The organism is Haloarchaeobius pelagicus, assembly GCF_051207375.1.
Lineage (GTDB): Archaea > Halobacteriota > Halobacteria > Halobacteriales > Natrialbaceae > Haloarchaeobius.
On the sequence record NZ_JBPJZD010000001.1, the window covers coordinates 1,066,727 to 1,082,462 of the forward strand.

Here is a 15,736-nt window from a genome sequence, read left to right on the forward strand (position 1 = left end):
GTGCTAGCGCCTAGCTTATATCTGACCGAGACTTACCACAGGTTAGTGCAACGGTCCTGCACGCCTCATGACAGCCCCTGATTCACCCTACGCAGGCCTGTACCGTCGGACCATCCCTGCGGTGGTCTCCATCTATCCGTCCTCGGGGGACGGGCTTACCGGGGCCGGTTCCGGGTTCGTCTACGACGAAGCCGGCCACATCGTCACGAACCACCACGTCGTCGCCAGCAGCCGCGGCCGGGCGGCGAGCGAGCGCTGGGGCCGCGGCGACGATGCCGACCGTCTCGAGGTCCGCTTCTCGCGCGGTGAGTGGCGAACCGCCTCGCTGGTCGGGTCGGACCCGGCGACCGACCTCGCGGTCTTGCAGGTCGAGAGCCTCCCGGCGTACGTCACGCCGCTGCGAGTCGCGGACGAGAACCCCGAACCGGGTATCCCGGTCGCGGCGCTCGGGAACCCGATGGGCCTCGATGGGACCATCTCGGCCGGCATCGTCTCCGGCGTCAACCGGTCGATGCCGACCCACGAGGGCTTTACCATCCCCGATACGGTCCAGACCGACGCGCCGATCAACCCCGGCAACTCGGGTGGTCCCCTCGTCACGCTCTCGGGCGAGGTCGTCGGCGTCAACCGCGCGAGACAGGGCGACAACATCGGGTTCGCCATCTCGCCGAAGCTCGTCCAGCGCGTCGTCCCGGAACTCGTTTCGACCGGCGAGGTCGAACACGCGACCCTCCACGTCCGGACGATGGACGTCTCGCCCGGCGTCGCGGAGGCGAACGGGCTCGACGAACCGCGGGGTGTCCTCGTCGTCGAGGTTCGAGAGGGGCCAGCCAGTGGCGTCCTCGGTGGCTGCACCGATACGATGCTCATCAGGGGGCGAGAGGTCCCGGTCGGTGGTGACGTCATCACCGGTATCGACGGGCAGGACCTTCACGCCCACGAGGAACTCGTCCGCTACCTCATGACGGACGTCCGACCCGGCGACACCGTCGAGCTGGCCGTCAGACGCCCTGCCGGTGAGACGACGGAGCGTCTCGTCGTGACGAACCGGACGAACTCACACGCGCCCGATGGCACCGACGACTGGTCGGATGGTGGCGACTCGGACGGTGGAACGCGGATACCGCTCGACTGAGTCGCGACCGGCGACACGGATTTTCGCGACACCCACGGCGTACAGCCCGTGATTCCACAGCGAACCGAAATTCAGGATTACAATAAAATTCTTGGACTGGGACCAAGACTTCATTTCCTAAGTAGACAATCTTAACATGGGACAGCAATAATTGCTTGACAATGACTGGGTCCAACCAGGACTGGTGGCCGAATCAGCTGAACCTGAACATACTCGACCAGAACACACGGTCGGTCGATCCGTGGGGTGAGGACTTCGACTACGGCGAGGCGTTCGAAGCGCTCGACCTCGACGCCGTGAAGTCGGACATCGAAGACGTGATGACGACATCGCAGGACTGGTGGCCGGCCGACTACGGCCACTACGGGCCGCTGTTCATCCGGATGGCGTGGCACAGCGCCGGTACGTACCGAACCAGCGACGGCCGCGGGGGCGCAGCCTCGGGCCAACAGCGCCTCGCACCGCTCAACAGCTGGCCGGACAACGCGAACCTCGACAAGGCACGCCGCCTGCTCTGGCCGGTCAAGCAGAAGTACGGCCGCAACCTCTCGTGGGCCGACCTGATGATCCTCGCCGGGAACGTCGCCATCGAGTCGATGGGCGGCAAGACGTTCGGCTTCGCCGGCGGCCGCGAGGACGCCTACCAGCCCGACGAGTCCGTCGACTGGGGTCCCGAAAGCGAGTTCGAGGCGTCCGAGCGCTTCGACGAAGACGGCGAACTCCAGGAGGGTCTCGGCGCGACCGTCATGGGCCTCATCTACGTGAACCCGGAGGGCCCGGACGGGAATCCGGACCCGGAAGCATCCGCGAAGAACATCCGCGAGTCGTTCAGCCGCATGGCGATGAACGACAAGGAGACCGCCGCACTCATCGCCGGAGGGCACACGTTCGGGAAGGTCCACGGTGCTGACTCCGGGGACAACCTCGGTCCCGAGCCGGAAGCGGCCCCCATCGAGAAGCAGGGCCTCGGCTGGGAGAACGAGTACGGCTCCGGCAAGGGCGGCGACACCATCACCAGCGGTATCGAGGGCCCGTGGACGCAGGCACCCATCGACTGGGACCTCGGCTACATCGACAACCTCCTCGACTACGAGTGGGAGCCGGAGAAGGGCCCCGGCGGTGCGTGGCAGTGGACGCCGAAGGACGAGGAACTGAAAGACAGCGTGCCGGACGCACACGACGAGTCCGAGACGGTGACGCCGATGATGCTCACCACGGACATCGCGCTGAAGCGCGACCCCGACTACCGGGAGATCATCGAGGGCTTCCAGGAGAACCCGATGGACTTCGGTATCTCCTTCGCGAAGGCCTGGTACAAGCTCACCCACCGTGACATGGGCCCGCCGACCCGGTTCCGCGGCCCGGAGGTTCCGGACGAGGAGATGCTGTGGCAGGACCCGCTTCCCGAGACGGACTACGACCTCGTCGGCGACGCGGAGGTCGCCGAGCTCAAGGCGGAGATCCTCGACTCGGACCTGTCCGTCTCCCAGCTGGCCCGGACCGCCTGGGCGGCAGCCTCGACGTACCGCGACAGCGACAAGCGCGGGGGCGTCAACGGGGCCCGCATCAGGCTGAACCCCCAGAAGGACTGGGAGGTCAACCAGCCCGAGGCGCTGGAGACCGTGCTGGCCACCCTCGAAGGTATCCAGGAGGACTTCAACAGCTCGCGCTCCGACGACGTGCAGGTCTCGCTCGCCGACCTCATCGTGCTGGGCGGGAACGCGGCTGTCGAGGAGGCAGCGGCGGACGCCGGCTACGACGTGGAGGTTCCGTTCGAGCCGGGCCGCGTCGACGCCTCGCAGGACCAGACCGACGTCGAGTCGTTCGAGGCGCTCAAGCCGAAGGCCGACGGCTTCCGGAACTACCGCTCGGACGACGCCGAGCGCCCGGCCGAGGAACTCCTGGTCGACAAGGCGGAACTGCTGAACCTGACCGCGCCCGAGATGACGGTCCTCGTCGGTGGCATGCGAGCCCTCGACGCGAACTACGACGACTCCGACCGCGGCGTGTTCACCGACGAGCCGGAGACGCTGACCAACGACTTCTTCGCGAACCTGCTCAGCATGGACTACGAGTGGGAGCCGGTCTCCGACGACGAGTCCGTGTTCGAGGTCCGCGACCGCGACACCGGCGACGTCGCGTGGGAGGCCACCCGCGTCGACCTCGTCTTCGGGTCGAACTCCCGGCTGCGCGCCATCGCGGACGTCTACGGCGCGGACGACGCCGAGGAGAAGTTCGTCGAGGACTTCGTGGACGCGTGGTCGAAGGTCATGCGTAACGACCGCTTCGACCTCGAGTAAGCTGCACTGTCGTTCGCCCCGGTGCCGACCGCGAACCGACCACCTTTTTCGTGCTCAGGCGGGAACCCGAGAGCCATGACGACGGAACGACACCACGCGCCCGACGCCGAGACCGTCGAGCGCGTCGTCCGCGAGGGCCTCCGAGACGGGGCGATGGTCGCCGTGATGGCCGAGTGCGAGGTCGAGTACGACGGTCGCAGTGGCGGCTACCTCGGGCCGGGCGACCGCCTCGTGGTCTGTAAACCAGACGGCACCCTGCTCGTCCACCGCCCCGCCGGGCACAAGCCGGTGAACTGGATGCCCGGCGGCGCGACCATCAAGGTCGAGTTCGACGAGAGCGACGACGCGGACGACGATGCGGCTGGCGCACCCCTGCTGTACGCCCGCCGGTCGAACCCGAACGAGTACCTCCGGGTGTACCTCCACGACCCGTACCTGCTCACGCGGTTCGACGCCGACGACCCCGTCGAGTACCAGGAGCGCGGGACCGAGGCCGAGATGCACGAGTACATCAAGCGCAACCCCGAGACCGCGCTCGAATCCGGCATCAGAATCGTCGAGCACGAACGCGAGACCAAGTACGGCTTCATCGACTTCTTCGCGAAGGACAGCGACGGGGTTCCGGTCGTCGTCGAGGTCAAGCGCCGGCAGGCGACGCTCAACAACTTCGACCAGCTCAAACGCTACATCGAGCTGTACCGCGAGTCGAACCCCGAGGTCAGGGGCATGCTGGTCGCGCCCTCGGCCAGCGACCGGGTGAAGCGCGCGCTCCGGGACAACGGCATGGAGTTCGTGCGCCTCGCGGAGTTCGACGTGGAGACGCGAGAGGTGAGCGAGAAGACGCTCTCTGACTTCTTCTGAGCCGTCAATCCGTCTGCGGGATCGCGTTCGCCCCCAGCGCGAAGAAGACGACCGCGAGCACCGCGAGCACCGCCAGCGACTGGGTGGCGTCGAGGCCGAGCACGACCGTGCCCGACTCCGCGCCCGACCAGATGGCCTGGCGAAGCCCGTGGGCGAAGTACGTCAGCGGTGAGAGCGCGACGATGGGGTGGAACCACTCGGGCAGCATGCTCGGCGGGACGAACGTCTCCGAGAGGAACAGCAGGGGGAGCCCGATGGCGTTCGCCGCGGTGATGGCCCCGTCCTGCGAGTCAGCGAAACTCCCGAGCAGCGACCCGACGCCGCAGAAGCAGACCACACCCAGCGGGACGAACGCGAAGATGAGCGGCGAGAACGTGACCGACGCGCCCGTCAGCAGGACGGTCAGGACGAGCAGGACGAAGCCGGCGATGGCGATGATGACCGTGTTCACGAGCGTGTGCGCCGCCAGCCACTCCGCCCGCGAGAGCGGCGTCGTCGCGAGCTTCTCGAACCGGCTCCCTTCGCGGTGGCGGGCGACCTCCGAGCCCATCCGCGAGAGTGGTGTCTGGAGGACGACCACCGCGAGGTAGCCCGGCACGTAGTACGCTGGGTCCTCGGCGAACAGCCCCCCGCCGGTCGGGTTCGTCTGGACCAGCGCACCGAAGATGCCGATGAGCAGGACCGGGAAGAAGAACGTGAAGAACACTGCCACGCGGCGGCGCAGGAACGAGTGCCACGCCGCGACGAACTCCGAGCGGACGCGTCTCACCGTCGTCATGTGTCCCGCTCGGGCGTGGACCTGCTAAGGCCCGTCGGTTTCGTCGCGGCGAGTGAGCAATCGGTCTCGGGCTCGCTCAGTCTGCGGCTTCGAGCGTGACCGACTCGGCCTCGTAGTCCTCGATGAACGCGCCGGGGCCACCGATGGAGACCTCGGTGATCTCGCCATCCGCTTCGACCGCGATGACCAGCGAGTTCTCGACCGCGATGGAGCTCTTGACGACCGGCTTGACGAGGGTCTGGTGGACCTCGACGACCCGGCCGGTGAGCGTCACGGACTCGTCGTCGCCGTGGACCGGCTTCGCCTCGACCGTCGCGACGATGTCGATGCCCTCGTTGCGGTAGCGCGTGGCCGCGAAGACGGCGTGGCGGAAGCCCTGGTAGGTGACCGGCAGGGGTTCGGGGTCGGCGACGGCGGCCTCCTCGGCGACCGGCCAGTAGTTGCCGAAGAACGACCCGACGAGGATGGGGACGAGCTGTTCCTGGGCGATGGCGACGGCCTGCTCGCCGGTGTTCGACCGGGCGAGGAGGTCGTAGGGCGCGAAGACGCCGAGGCGGGTGTCGACGGTGAACAGGACCGGGGCACGCTCCTCCCAGACGCGGACGACGCTCGCGACCGGGTCGTCGTCCTCGGTGAACTCGGTCGCGCCCGACTCGGCGCCGGTGAGGATGAGGAAGACGAGGACGTCCCGGGAGATGGTCTCGCGGAGTTCGTCCTCGATTTCGGGCAGGACGCTGGCCGGGATGGAGAGCGTCACCTCGTCGGTGGCCGTCGAGAGGAACTCACGGATGCGCTTCAGCACGGTCGCACGGGCCTTGATGACCTCGAACTCGCGTTGCTCTTCGGTGACGCGGTTCCAGCGCTCGGCGAGGTCGGGGCCGAGCGAGCGCAACTCGGTGGTGAGGCGCTCGATGACCTCTTCTGGGGGATTGGCCCGGATGAGCGTCGGGACGGCGTGGTCGTTCACCTCGACGAAGCCGCGGCCTTCCAGTTTCTCGCTCACGCTGTAGACGTAGCGTTTCGAGACGCCGGCGTCCTGGGCGATGGTGCTCGCCTTCGCCTCGCCGTGGTCGAGGATGGTGAGGTAGGTGTCTATCTCCTTCTCGGAGAGGCCGAGTCGTTCCAACCGGTCGGTCAGGGTCCTGTCGTCCATTGTATCGTGCTCACGTGGTTCGTACGCGAAAACATGACCGTACCTGCCTTACCCCTTTCGTGACGTGCCGACAGGTGTCACCCCCGACGCCACCCGAACTCAGTCGGCCGCGGGGTCGACCGGAACCGCCTCACGGCCCTCGAAGGCTTCGCCCGTCAGCGAGAGGTAGACGTCTTCGAGGTCGGGTTCCGCCCAGGCGAGTTCGGTGTAGGAAGTGCCCGCATCGTCCAGTGCCGCGACCACGTCGCCGATGGCCTGCGGGTCGACACCGTCGAGGATCACTCGGTTGCCGGTCGTCCGGGTGGCCCAGTCCGCGAGCGCGTCGGCCGCGGCCTCGACGTCGCCATCGACCGTCACGGTGACCCCGCGGTCCCCACCGTGGGCCCGGACCAGTTCCTGTGGCGTCCCGACGGCGGCGAGTTCCCCGTCCGAGAGGAGTCCGACCCGGTCGGCGAGTCGCTCGGCCTCGGCCATGTCGTGGGTCGTCAGGAAGACGGTCGTCCCGCCCGCGGCGAGCGTCTCGATGCGGTCCCAGAGGGTCCGTCGGCCTGCCGGGTCGATACCGGTCGTCGGCTCGTCCAGAAAGAGCACGTCCGGGTCGTTCACGAGCGTCGCCCCGAGACAGACCCGGCGCTGCTGGCCACCCGAGAGGTTCTCGTACCAGGTGTCGGCCGACTCCTCGACGCCGACCTCGGCCAGAATCTCGTCGACGTCCCTGGGGTCGTCGTACAGCCCGGCGTAGTAGGAGACGACCTCCCGCGCCGAAAGCCGGGCCGGCGGCGAGAACGACTGGGGTAACACGCCGAGGCGCTCCTTCGAGACCGCGGCGGGGGACGAGCCCAGCAGTTCGGCGGTCCCGGCGTCCGGGTCGACCGTCCCCGTGAGCGCCCGCACCAGCGTGGTCTTCCCAGCGCCGTTCGGGCCGATGAGCGCGAACACGTCGGCTTCGCCGACGGCGAACGAGACCCCGTCGAGCGCCACCGTCTCGTCGTACGCCTTCCGGAGGCCGTCGGCGACGATTGCGTCGGTCATGGGGGTGCGTTGGCCGCCCGACGATAAGAAAGCTCGATTTCTCCCGGCACCCGCCAGCCGACCAACTAAGCAGACGGAACCCGTAGACGCGGGCATGAAGGTCGCCGTACTCGGTGCCGGCTACGCCGGTGTCACCCTCACGAAGCGCCTGGAGAAGTCGTTGCCGGACGACGTCGAACTCGTCCTCGTCGACGACACCGGGGTCCACCTCATCCAGCACGAGCTGCACCGGGTGGTCCGCCGGCCCGCCGTCACCGACGCTATCACCGTCCCGCTCTCGGACGTCGTCGACCGGGCCACACTGCGCGTCGGCCGCGTCACCGAGGTCGACACGGAGGCCCGGACCGTCTTCTTCGCGGACGACACGCGACTGGAGTACGACGTGGCCGCGGTCTGTCTCGGCGCGGAGACCGCGTTCTACGACCTGCCCGGGGTCGAGGCACACGCCACGCCACTCAAGCGACTCGAAGACGCGAACGAGATCCGGTCGGACTTCTTCGACGTGCTGGAGTCGGGGGGTGACGGGCAGGTGATCGTCGGCGGCGCGGGCCTCTCCGGCATCCAGGTTGCCGGCGAACTCGCAGAACTCGCCGACGAGGAGGGCGGCGACGTGACGGTGACACTGCTCGAACAGCTCGACAGCGTCGCCCCGTCGTTCCCGGAGAACTTCCAGAACGCGGTTCACGACGCGCTGGTCGCCCGCGGCGTCCACGTCCGGACCGGTGCGACGGTGACCGAGGCCACCGACGACGAGGTGCGACTGGCCGGCGCCGACCCGGTCGCGTACGACCAGCTGGTCTGGACCGGTGGCATCCGCGGCCCCGACGCGCTCCACGGCGAGCGGCCGGTCGTCCGGAGCAACCTGCAACTCGACGGCACGACGTTCGTGGTCGGCGACGCCGCCAAGGTGGTCGACGACGCCGGGGCCGCCGTCCCGGCCAGCGCGCAGTCGGCCATCCGGGAGGCGAAGGTCGCCGGGAAGAACATCCAACGGCTCGTCTCGCATCTGCGCGACGGCGACTCGAGCGACTTCCAGCCCCGACTCGAGCGGTACACGTTCGAGTCGCCGGGCTGGCTCGTCACGGTCGGGAACGGCGCGGTCGCACAGGTCGGACCGAGCGTCTTCACGGGGCGCGCGGCGCTGACGCTGAAGACGACCGTCGGGGCGGGCTATCTCTCCTCGGTCGGTGCCATCGAGGAGGCCGTCGACCTCGTGAACGAGGAACTCGGCATCTCGCCCCACGAGGAGCCGTAGTCGAACTCGCCGTTCGACGGTTCACGGGACCGGTGCGGGCGCGACTCGGGCAGCCCTGAACCCACAGTGAGGTGGGGGTTCCTAACGGGTCGTTCGGCGTTCTAAGGGGCTGTTTACCAGCACCGAACCGTGGTCTCGCCAGGCGGAGTGAACCACCCGGGTGCGAGTACGTAGCACATAACTTTTACCAGAACTGTCCTCTGTTATCACGTCGCAATCCATCGGTCCCGGCGATTGCGTAACCTGGGGGGAGTATGAAGCAGCAACAGAGCAAATGCAAACTGGTGTACTGTACGAACGGGTGGGTCGAGATCAAGGAACTGGGTCGCAAGGACGCGTGGATCGCAACCGACACACCCGTCCCCATCCTCGAGTAGCGACCCGTTGGGGAGCGTTCCGAAGCGGTCCCACGGGGAGTCTCGGACGACCGTGACGCTGCGGACCGCACGAAACGTGACCGGGCGAAGACCGCTTTTCTAGCTGTACGACAGGCCTCGCTCTGCCGCGCCGATCAGGAACAGCGCGAACAGAGCGACGACGAGCCACTGACCGGTCTGCGTCGAGAGCGCGTCTGCGAACGCACCGAGCAGGTCTGCACCGAACGCCTGGCCGAGCGAGAACAACAGCAGGACGACCCCGATCATGGCGAGGCCGAAGCGGACCGCCGTGGTCGCCAGGTAGTCCCGCAGTCCAGAGCCCTGGCGTCGACCGCCCCGGGTCTGGGCGTGCTGGTTCTGGCGCTGCTGGTTCTGCTGGGCCGGCTGCTGTGCGGACTGTTCGTTCTGCGGCTGACCGCCGTTGCCACGCGCGGACCCGTCGCCCGTCGCGTGGTCGTCTCCGCGTTGGTCTCGGGGCATAGGGTATCGACCCCAGCAGTGGATACGGCGGGTGGGTGCCTAACTGACCACCCAACGTAGCAAGGCGAGAATCGGATTGTAACGGTATCGGGACTGTCGAAATCGGCAGAATCGTTCGAACCAGTAACGTCCTCAATCCGCGCCCAGTCCGGAGCGAAGCGCACGGTAGAGACCGCCGAAGACGACCGAGAGCGCGTACGAGCCGACGACGAAGGGGACCCAGTAGACCCAGAGTTCGTACTGCGGTGCGATGCGGTTCCCGATGGCGCTCCCGATGGTCAAGACGAGGTAGCCCGGCATCGCCAGCGGGTTGTGATAGCCGTACTTCAGCAGGACGACGGGGAACACGAGCAGCGAGAACACCGTGGCGACAGCCCTGCCGGCGAACCAGCGCTGGAGGGGTGGGGACTCAGACATCACTCTCACCTCCGGTCTCTGCGGCGACACGCCCGGCGCTCGCCGAGGGCTGGCGCTCGATACCGTGCGCCGCGAGCAAGTGTTCGGCCGCCGCGGTTGTCCAGTCCACCCGCGTCTGCAGGTCGGTGATGAACGTGGTGGTTTCGACGATATACGCCGGCGTACCGAGGTCGTCACCGACCTTGTGCCCGAGGAGCGGGGCGGACCCGTCCATGTCTCCGCCGGTGGTGAACCTGTGCAGTGGCATCGACCACGGTATCTCTGCATCGTTGAGGAAGGAACAGGTCGCCTCGGCGTGCGCTGTCGCGTCTCCGGCGGCGGTGGGGAAGATGGCCTGGCCGACGTTGCGCGGGTGTATCCGGTAGATGCCGCGGGACCGGTGGAGGTCGAGGACCACGTCGGGCTCGGTCTCCTCGACCAGGGACCAGATGGCCCGCGCAAGCCGCGTCTCGGGCTCGCCCTCCGGCGTGAACTTCCGGTTGAGGTCGCCGTTGTCGTTCTCTCGCGACCCCCGGCGAATCGCCGGCACGTTGGCCCGGGGGAGGACGACGACCGTCCCGGCGTCGAACGACCACTCGGCGACCGCCTCGGCAGCCCGGTACCCGCTGCGTTCGTCGCCGTGGAGGCCACCGACGACGAGTGCGGTCGGCCCGGGCTGGTCGGCGTCGATGGTCACGACCGGCGTCTGGTACGTCGTTCCGGGAAGGAGGGACTCGCGGGTCCGGTCGTCGGGTGGTGTCCCGGCGGTGACTGTCGACTCGTCATTGTCCGTGAACAGTCCGAGCCCGACCGTGGTGGCGGCGAGCCCGGCGAGGGACCGTCGCAGGAACGTCCGTCGTTTCATCGGTCGAGACCAGCGGGTCCACGGTGAAGATTATGTTCTGGATAACGGGTGGGATGGTCCTCGGGACGGACCGCGGGTGTCGCTATTCGGCGTCGGCTGGGTTGCCGCCGTCGGTCTCGAGCTTCTCCGGTGCGGTCTCTTCGACGTCGTCGGTGTCCGTCGTCGTGATCCACTCGTCGGCCCACTCGCCGATGGCGTCGAACACCGGGCAGAGGGACTCACCCTTCTCCGTCAGCGAGTAGAACGTCGCGACCGGGGCGTCCTCCTCCAGGCGGCGGTCGACGAATCCCATCTCCTGCAGGTCGTCGAGCACCCGCGAGAGCGTGCGCGAACTCGCGTCGGTGGAGCGCTTGAGCTCGTTGAATCGCTTCTCGCCGTCTTGCAGGTCGTGGAGCACGACGAGTCGCCACTGCGAGCCGATCTGTTCGAGGGAGTCGATGACGGGGCAGGCCGCCGCATTGGGATTGTCGTTCGAGGACGTTGCCATTACACCGTGGAAGGCTCCCGCCCCACTTAGAGGTTCGTATCCGAACCAGCTAACATTACAGAACTGGTTTGACAGGTTCCACTCGGCGGTCGGCAGACACCGCCGGACCCCGACTCAGTGCATCGCCGACAGCCGGTCGAGAATCTGGTCCGTCGTCCCGGCGTCGTAGGTCCAGAAGCCGTAGAACTCGTTGTCGCCCGTCTCCTGGGCGAGCAGGGACGCCTTCCGGTCGTCGCGACCGCCCCCGTCGTAGACGACCCACCAGTGCTTGACGATCTCCTTCGCGTCGCTGGCGTGGACGTGGACGTCGATGTCGGCTGGGCGCTCCCAGTCGTCCTCGCCGTAGACGTGGACGTCGAGGTCGACGGTAGAGAGGTTGTGGTAGACGTTGCGCTGGAGGTCGACCTTCGAGAGCTGCTGGAACCCCGAGTGGAGCGTCCCCTCGCGCTGGTTCCACGCCCGGAACTCGACGATGCGCGAGGCCATGATCATCCGGCGCTTGTCGTACGACCGGAAGCGCGTCCCGTCGAGGTGCTTGATGACGGCTGGTATCTCGGTCTTGTGGGACGGCTGGCCGCTCTGTGCCGCGAATCTGGCGACCCGTTCCAGCGAGTTCGCGGCGACGAACCGGCCATCCGACTCCAGCAGGAGCGTGTTCCTCGGCGTCCCGGACGCCGTCTTGTCCTTGACCTTCTTCACCTCGTGCTTCGAGAGGAATCGTCCGACCGCCTTCAGTGCCTTCTCGTTCGTGACGTTGCAGGCGTGCAGCGTCTTCGAGCCCAGCTCTGTCTCGCCGACGATGCTGCCCAGTGACCTCGTGCTCATACGGGTGCTTTCGCGGCCGGTACCGTACGCGCCCTGCCCATCCTGTTAGGTATGCAACCGTTGCCGGCCGACGAGCACACCTCAGTCTGTCGGTTTTCCGTAACTGGGGCACCTGACATCGATGTCCCCTGGTTACACGACTGTCAGATTAAGTATATGATTGTCGCGTTCCTAGGACCGTCCATGCAAACAGACGGTATCCACCACGTCACCGCGGTCGCGAGCGACCCCCAGCGGAACGTGGACTTCTACACCGAAGTCCTCGGGCTCCGACTGGTGAAGCAGACGGTGAACTTCGACGACACCTCGACGTACCACCTCTACTACGGCGACGAGGTCGGCACACCGGGTACCATCCTGACGTTCTTCCCCTTCGACGGCGCTGGAACCGGCCAGCCGGGCAAGGGACAGGCGACGGCCACCGCGTTCACCATCCCCGAAGGGGCGGTCGACTACTGGCTCGACCGGTTCGACGACCTCGACGTCGCCCACGACGAGCCCCGGTCGCGCTTCGGTGAGACGGTCGTCCCCTTCCGCGACCACGACGAGCAACCGATGGAACTCGTCGCGACCGAGGCCGGGAGCGACATCGAACCCTGGGCCGACGGGCCGGTCCCCGAGGAGTACGCCATCCGCGGGTTCCACGGCGTCACGCTGCATTCGATGGACCCCGACGTGACCGGGTCGGTCCTCGAGACGCTCGGGTACGAACGCGCCGAGGAGACCGAGGACCGGATCCGGTACCGGGCCGGTGGCGACCGCGCGAGCGTGGTCGACCTCTTCCGTGGCGTCGGCGGCCGAGGCGTCCCCGGTGCGGGCACGGTCCACCACGTCGCCTTCCGCGTCCCCGACGACGAGGTACAGGAGTCCCTCGCGGCCGACCTCGACGAGATCGGGCTGCACGTCACCGACCAGAAGGACCGCCAGTACTTCCGGTCGATATACTTCAGGGAACCCGGCGGGGTGCTGTTCGAGGTCGCGACCGACGTACCGGGCTTCGCGGTCGACGAACCGGTCGAGACCCTGGGTTCGGAGCTCAAGCTACCCTCGTGGCTGGCGGACGACCGCGAGCAACTCGAGGCGGCCCTGCCGTCGCTCGACGCCCCGGAGGTGACGAGCCGATGAGCACCTCTGGCGTCCACCAGGACCAACCACTCGCCAGTGCTGGCGCACCGCTCGACGTTGCCGAGGGTGCGGTCGTCATGTGCCACGGCCGCGGCGCGAGCGCCCGCAGCATGCTCGCCATGGCCGACGAGTTCCACGAACATGGCGTGGCGTTCCTCGCCCCGCAGGCCCAGCGCGGCACCTGGTACCCGAACTCGTTCATGGCCCCCATCCCGTCGAACGAACCCCATCTCACCTCGGCGCTGCAGGCCGTCGAGGACGCCGTCCAGGCCGCCCTCGACGCGGGCATCCCCCACGAGCGCATCGCCCTCATGGGCTTCTCGCAGGGAGCCTGCCTCGCCAGCGAGTACGTCGCCCGGAACGCCCGCCGCTACGGCGGCCTGATGGCACTCTCCGGCGGCGTCATCGGTCCCGAGGGGACCCCGCGGGACTACGACGGCTCCCTCGATGGGACGCCGGTCTTCCTCGGCTGCAGCGACGTGGACCCGCACATCCCGCTCGAACGCGTCCAGGAGACGACGAAGGTGTTCGAGGACCTCGGCGCCGACGTGACCGAGCAGATCTACCAGGGCATGGGCCACACCGTCAACGAGGACGAGATAGAACACGTCCAGAACATCGTGGCACGTCTGGTCGACGGGTCGGGTGAGGACTGAGTGACGGCGCGTCGCAAGGACGACGCTACGACCGCCTCCGACCCCGAGCAGACGCCGCCCCACGTCTCCGGCCTGCATCACGTCTCCGCCCTGTCGGGTGACCCGCAAACCGCGGTCGACTTCATGAGCGACGTCCTCGGCATGCGACTGGTCAAGCGCACCGTGAACTACGAGGACCAGTTCGCCCACCACCTCTACTTCGGCGACGGGTCGGGGAGCATCGGCTCCCTGCTCACGCTGTTCCCGTCGAACGCCGGGCCGGACGGGCGCGTCGGCCCGCCACAACCCGGTGCGACCGCGCTGGCGGTTCCCGAAGGGTCGCTCGACTACTGGGCCGGCCGCCTCTCGGAGCACGGGGTCGCGTACACCGAATTCTCGCGCTTCGGGGAGGCCGGACTCGGCTTCGCGGCACCGGACGGCCTGCCGCTGGAACTGGTCGCCACGTCACCCGGAGCTGGCGTCGAGGGCGGCGCGTGGACCGATGGGAAGGTCCCGACCGGGCACGCCATCCGGGGCCTCGCGGGGACGACCCTGCTCTCACCAGCGCCCTACCAGACGGCCCGGGTGCTCGAGCACTTCGGCTACGAACTCGAGGGCGAGACCGACGACCGGGTTCGCTACCAGGTTCCCGCCGACCACGCGACGGTGGTCGACCTGTCGCTCTCCGGCAGCGGCGCTGGTGACAGCACGCAGGACGGCTTCGGCCGCGACGGAAAAGGGACGGTCCACCACGTCGCATTCGGGGTTCCCGACCGTGACGCCCTGCTGGCGTGGCACCACTACCTCCGCGACATCGGGCTCGAACCGACCCGCATCAAGGACCGCACGTACTTCGAGTCGGTGTACCTCCGGGAACCCGGCGGCATCCGGTTCGAGTTGGCGACGACGGGACCGGGGCTGACGGTGGACGAACCGGTCGACGACCTCGGCGGGTCGCTCCAGTTGCCCAGGTGGGTCGAGGACGACCGGGAAGAGATCGAGAAGCGACTGCCACCGGTCGAGTGGCCGACCGCGTAGCGAAGGGTGAGGCCACCGGCAGAACCGGGCCACCCCGCGTGTCAGACGCTCTCAGTACGGCTTTATCGCCTCAGCCGGCGTAGGTGTGTTGTTATGCTGAAGATACTCGTCTCGGGAGCGACAGGCACACAGGGCGGCGCAGTCATCGACCACCTCAGCTCCGGTGCGTACGGCGATTTCGATCTCTACGGGCTGACCCGTGACGCGACCAGCGAGCGCGCCCAGTGGCTCGCGACCCGCGGCGTCACCGTCGTCGAAGGCGACATGCGCGACGCCGACCGCATGACCGACCTCTGTACCGGGATGGATGGCGTGTTCTGCGTCACCACGTTCTTCGAGGACGGCACCGACATCGAGACCGAACAGGGCACCACCCTCGCCACGTGTGCAGCCGACGCCGGCGTCTCGCACTTCGTCTACTCCTCGGTCGGCGGTGCCGACCGCGAGACCGGCCTCGCCCACTTCGACTCCAAGTACGCCGTCGAGCAGGCGCTCGCCGACCTCGACCTCACCACAACCATCGTCCGCCCCGTGTTCTTCATGCAGAACCTCACGGCGAACCTCCACGACGAGATCACCGAGGGACGCCTTCCACTCCCCCTCGACGAAGGTGTCACCCTCCAGCTCGTCGATGCGACCGACATCGGTCGAACCGTCGCCATGGCCTTCGCCGACCCGGACACCTTCGCGGGCGAGACCATCGAACTCGCCGGCGACGAATGCACCCTCTCCGCGATGGCGAGCGAGTTCGCGGACTACCTCGGCATCGAGGTCGACCCCGTCTACCTCTCCATCGACGACTACCGCGCACAGGCCGGCGACGAACTCGCCGACATGTTCCAGTGGTTCAACGACGTCGGCTACGACTCCGACATCGACAAGCTGTCGCAGCGGTACGGCATCCACTGCAACAGCCTCTCGACGTACCTCGAGAAGAGCGATGCCTGGCAGCCCGCACCCACCGCGACGCGCTGAACCACCGACTCGTGCACTC

Annotated in this window: 17 protein-coding genes; 9 read left to right on the forward strand and 8 right to left on the reverse strand. The window is 67.7% G+C overall.

All coding sequences use genetic code 11. The features are described 5' to 3' along the window. Nucleotides 1-67: 67 nt before the first annotated feature. The 3 genes from ACSC1S_RS05630 to nucS all read left to right on the forward strand — a co-directional run bounded on the left by ACSC1S_RS05630 (nucleotide 68) and on the right by nucS (nucleotide 4,296). Entirely contained in the window at nucleotides 68-1,135 is a 1,068-nt protein-coding gene (locus tag ACSC1S_RS05630; RefSeq protein ID WP_435363500.1) for a S1C family serine protease, read from the forward strand. A gap of 161 nt (nucleotides 1,136-1,296) precedes the next feature. Further along, complete coding sequence (katG, locus tag ACSC1S_RS05635) at nucleotides 1,297-3,435, forward strand: catalase/peroxidase HPI (protein WP_435363501.1); 2,139 nt, start codon at nucleotides 1,297-1,299, stop codon at nucleotides 3,433-3,435. Nucleotides 3,436-3,510: 75 nt separating this feature from the next. Further along, nucleotides 3,511-4,296, forward strand: a complete 786-nt coding sequence (nucS, locus tag ACSC1S_RS05640) for an endonuclease NucS (protein WP_435363502.1) — start codon at nucleotides 3,511-3,513, stop codon at nucleotides 4,294-4,296. 4 nt (nucleotides 4,297-4,300) lie between these two features. On the opposite strand, the gene ACSC1S_RS05645 is transcribed toward nucS, so the two are convergent. The 3 genes from ACSC1S_RS05645 to ACSC1S_RS05655 form a co-directional block, all read right to left on the reverse strand. Next, on the reverse strand, nucleotides 4,301-5,074 hold the full coding sequence (locus ACSC1S_RS05645; protein WP_435317922.1) for an ABC transporter permease: 774 nt from the start codon (nucleotides 5,072-5,074) through the stop codon (nucleotides 4,301-4,303). Between the two features lie 76 nt (nucleotides 5,075-5,150). Next, nucleotides 5,151-6,227, reverse strand: a complete 1,077-nt coding sequence (locus ACSC1S_RS05650) for a TrmB family transcriptional regulator (protein WP_435363503.1) — start codon at nucleotides 6,225-6,227, stop codon at nucleotides 5,151-5,153. Between the two features lie 99 nt (nucleotides 6,228-6,326). Further along, nucleotides 6,327-7,259, reverse strand: coding sequence for an ABC transporter ATP-binding protein (locus ACSC1S_RS05655; protein WP_435363504.1), 933 nt, complete (start codon nucleotides 7,257-7,259; stop codon nucleotides 6,327-6,329). Between the two features lie 94 nt (nucleotides 7,260-7,353). Between ACSC1S_RS05655 and ACSC1S_RS05660 the strand changes: the two genes are divergently transcribed. Together ACSC1S_RS05660 and ACSC1S_RS05665 are read left to right on the forward strand one after the other, a co-directional pair. Further along, on the forward strand, nucleotides 7,354-8,514 hold the full coding sequence (locus ACSC1S_RS05660) for an NAD(P)/FAD-dependent oxidoreductase (RefSeq protein ID WP_435363505.1): 1,161 nt from the start codon (nucleotides 7,354-7,356) through the stop codon (nucleotides 8,512-8,514). A 254-nt stretch (nucleotides 8,515-8,768) separates the two neighbouring features. Then, nucleotides 8,769-8,891 (forward strand): hypothetical protein, encoded by a 123-nt coding sequence (locus ACSC1S_RS05665; protein WP_261650871.1) that lies wholly within the window; start codon nucleotides 8,769-8,771, stop codon nucleotides 8,889-8,891. Nucleotides 8,892-8,990: 99 nt separating this feature from the next. Here the strand turns inward: ACSC1S_RS05665 and ACSC1S_RS05670 are convergent, their stop codons facing one another. The 5 genes from ACSC1S_RS05670 to ACSC1S_RS05690 form a co-directional block, all read right to left on the reverse strand. Then, a complete protein-coding gene (locus tag ACSC1S_RS05670) occupies nucleotides 8,991-9,371 on the reverse strand; it encodes a hypothetical protein (RefSeq protein WP_435363506.1) in 381 nt (126 codons plus the stop codon). A gap of 132 nt (nucleotides 9,372-9,503) precedes the next feature. Further along, nucleotides 9,504-9,788: a hypothetical protein gene (locus tag ACSC1S_RS05675; RefSeq protein WP_435363507.1), complete on the reverse strand. Its 285-nt coding sequence runs from the start codon at nucleotides 9,786-9,788 to the stop codon at nucleotides 9,504-9,506. Beyond that, nucleotides 9,781-10,632 (reverse strand): M99 family carboxypeptidase catalytic domain-containing protein, encoded by an 852-nt coding sequence (locus tag ACSC1S_RS05680; RefSeq protein WP_435363508.1) that lies wholly within the window; start codon nucleotides 10,630-10,632, stop codon nucleotides 9,781-9,783. Before ACSC1S_RS05680 ends, ACSC1S_RS05675 begins: the two co-directional genes overlap by 8 nt. 82 nt (nucleotides 10,633-10,714) lie before the next feature. Further along, nucleotides 10,715-11,119: a winged helix-turn-helix transcriptional regulator gene (locus ACSC1S_RS05685; protein ID WP_435363509.1), complete on the reverse strand. Its 405-nt coding sequence runs from the start codon at nucleotides 11,117-11,119 to the stop codon at nucleotides 10,715-10,717. Between the two features lie 114 nt (nucleotides 11,120-11,233). Beyond that, nucleotides 11,234-11,944 carry a DICT sensory domain-containing protein gene (locus ACSC1S_RS05690; protein ID WP_435363510.1) on the reverse strand — a complete coding sequence of 237 codons (711 nt, stop codon included), beginning with the start codon at nucleotides 11,942-11,944 and terminating at the stop codon, nucleotides 11,234-11,236. A 183-nt stretch (nucleotides 11,945-12,127) separates the two neighbouring features. On the opposite strand from ACSC1S_RS05690, the gene ACSC1S_RS05695 reads away from it, so the two are divergent. The 4 genes from ACSC1S_RS05695 (at nucleotide 12,128) to ACSC1S_RS05710 (ending at nucleotide 15,717) form a co-directional block, all read left to right on the forward strand. Continuing rightward, nucleotides 12,128-13,069 carry a ring-cleaving dioxygenase gene (locus ACSC1S_RS05695; protein WP_435363511.1) on the forward strand — a complete coding sequence of 314 codons (942 nt, stop codon included), beginning with the start codon at nucleotides 12,128-12,130 and terminating at the stop codon, nucleotides 13,067-13,069. Beyond that, the gene (locus tag ACSC1S_RS05700) at nucleotides 13,066-13,725 is read left to right on the forward strand and encodes an alpha/beta hydrolase (RefSeq protein ID WP_435363512.1); all 660 of its coding nucleotides are present in this window, start codon (nucleotides 13,066-13,068) and stop codon (nucleotides 13,723-13,725) included. The genes ACSC1S_RS05695 and ACSC1S_RS05700 overlap by 4 nt, the downstream gene beginning before the upstream one ends. Then, complete coding sequence (locus ACSC1S_RS05705; protein ID WP_435363513.1) at nucleotides 13,726-14,742, forward strand: VOC family protein; 1,017 nt, start codon at nucleotides 13,726-13,728, stop codon at nucleotides 14,740-14,742. 93 nt (nucleotides 14,743-14,835) lie between these two features. After that, the gene (locus tag ACSC1S_RS05710; protein WP_435363514.1) at nucleotides 14,836-15,717 is read left to right on the forward strand and encodes an NmrA/HSCARG family protein; all 882 of its coding nucleotides are present in this window, start codon (nucleotides 14,836-14,838) and stop codon (nucleotides 15,715-15,717) included. Nucleotides 15,718-15,736: the final 19 nt, after the last annotated feature.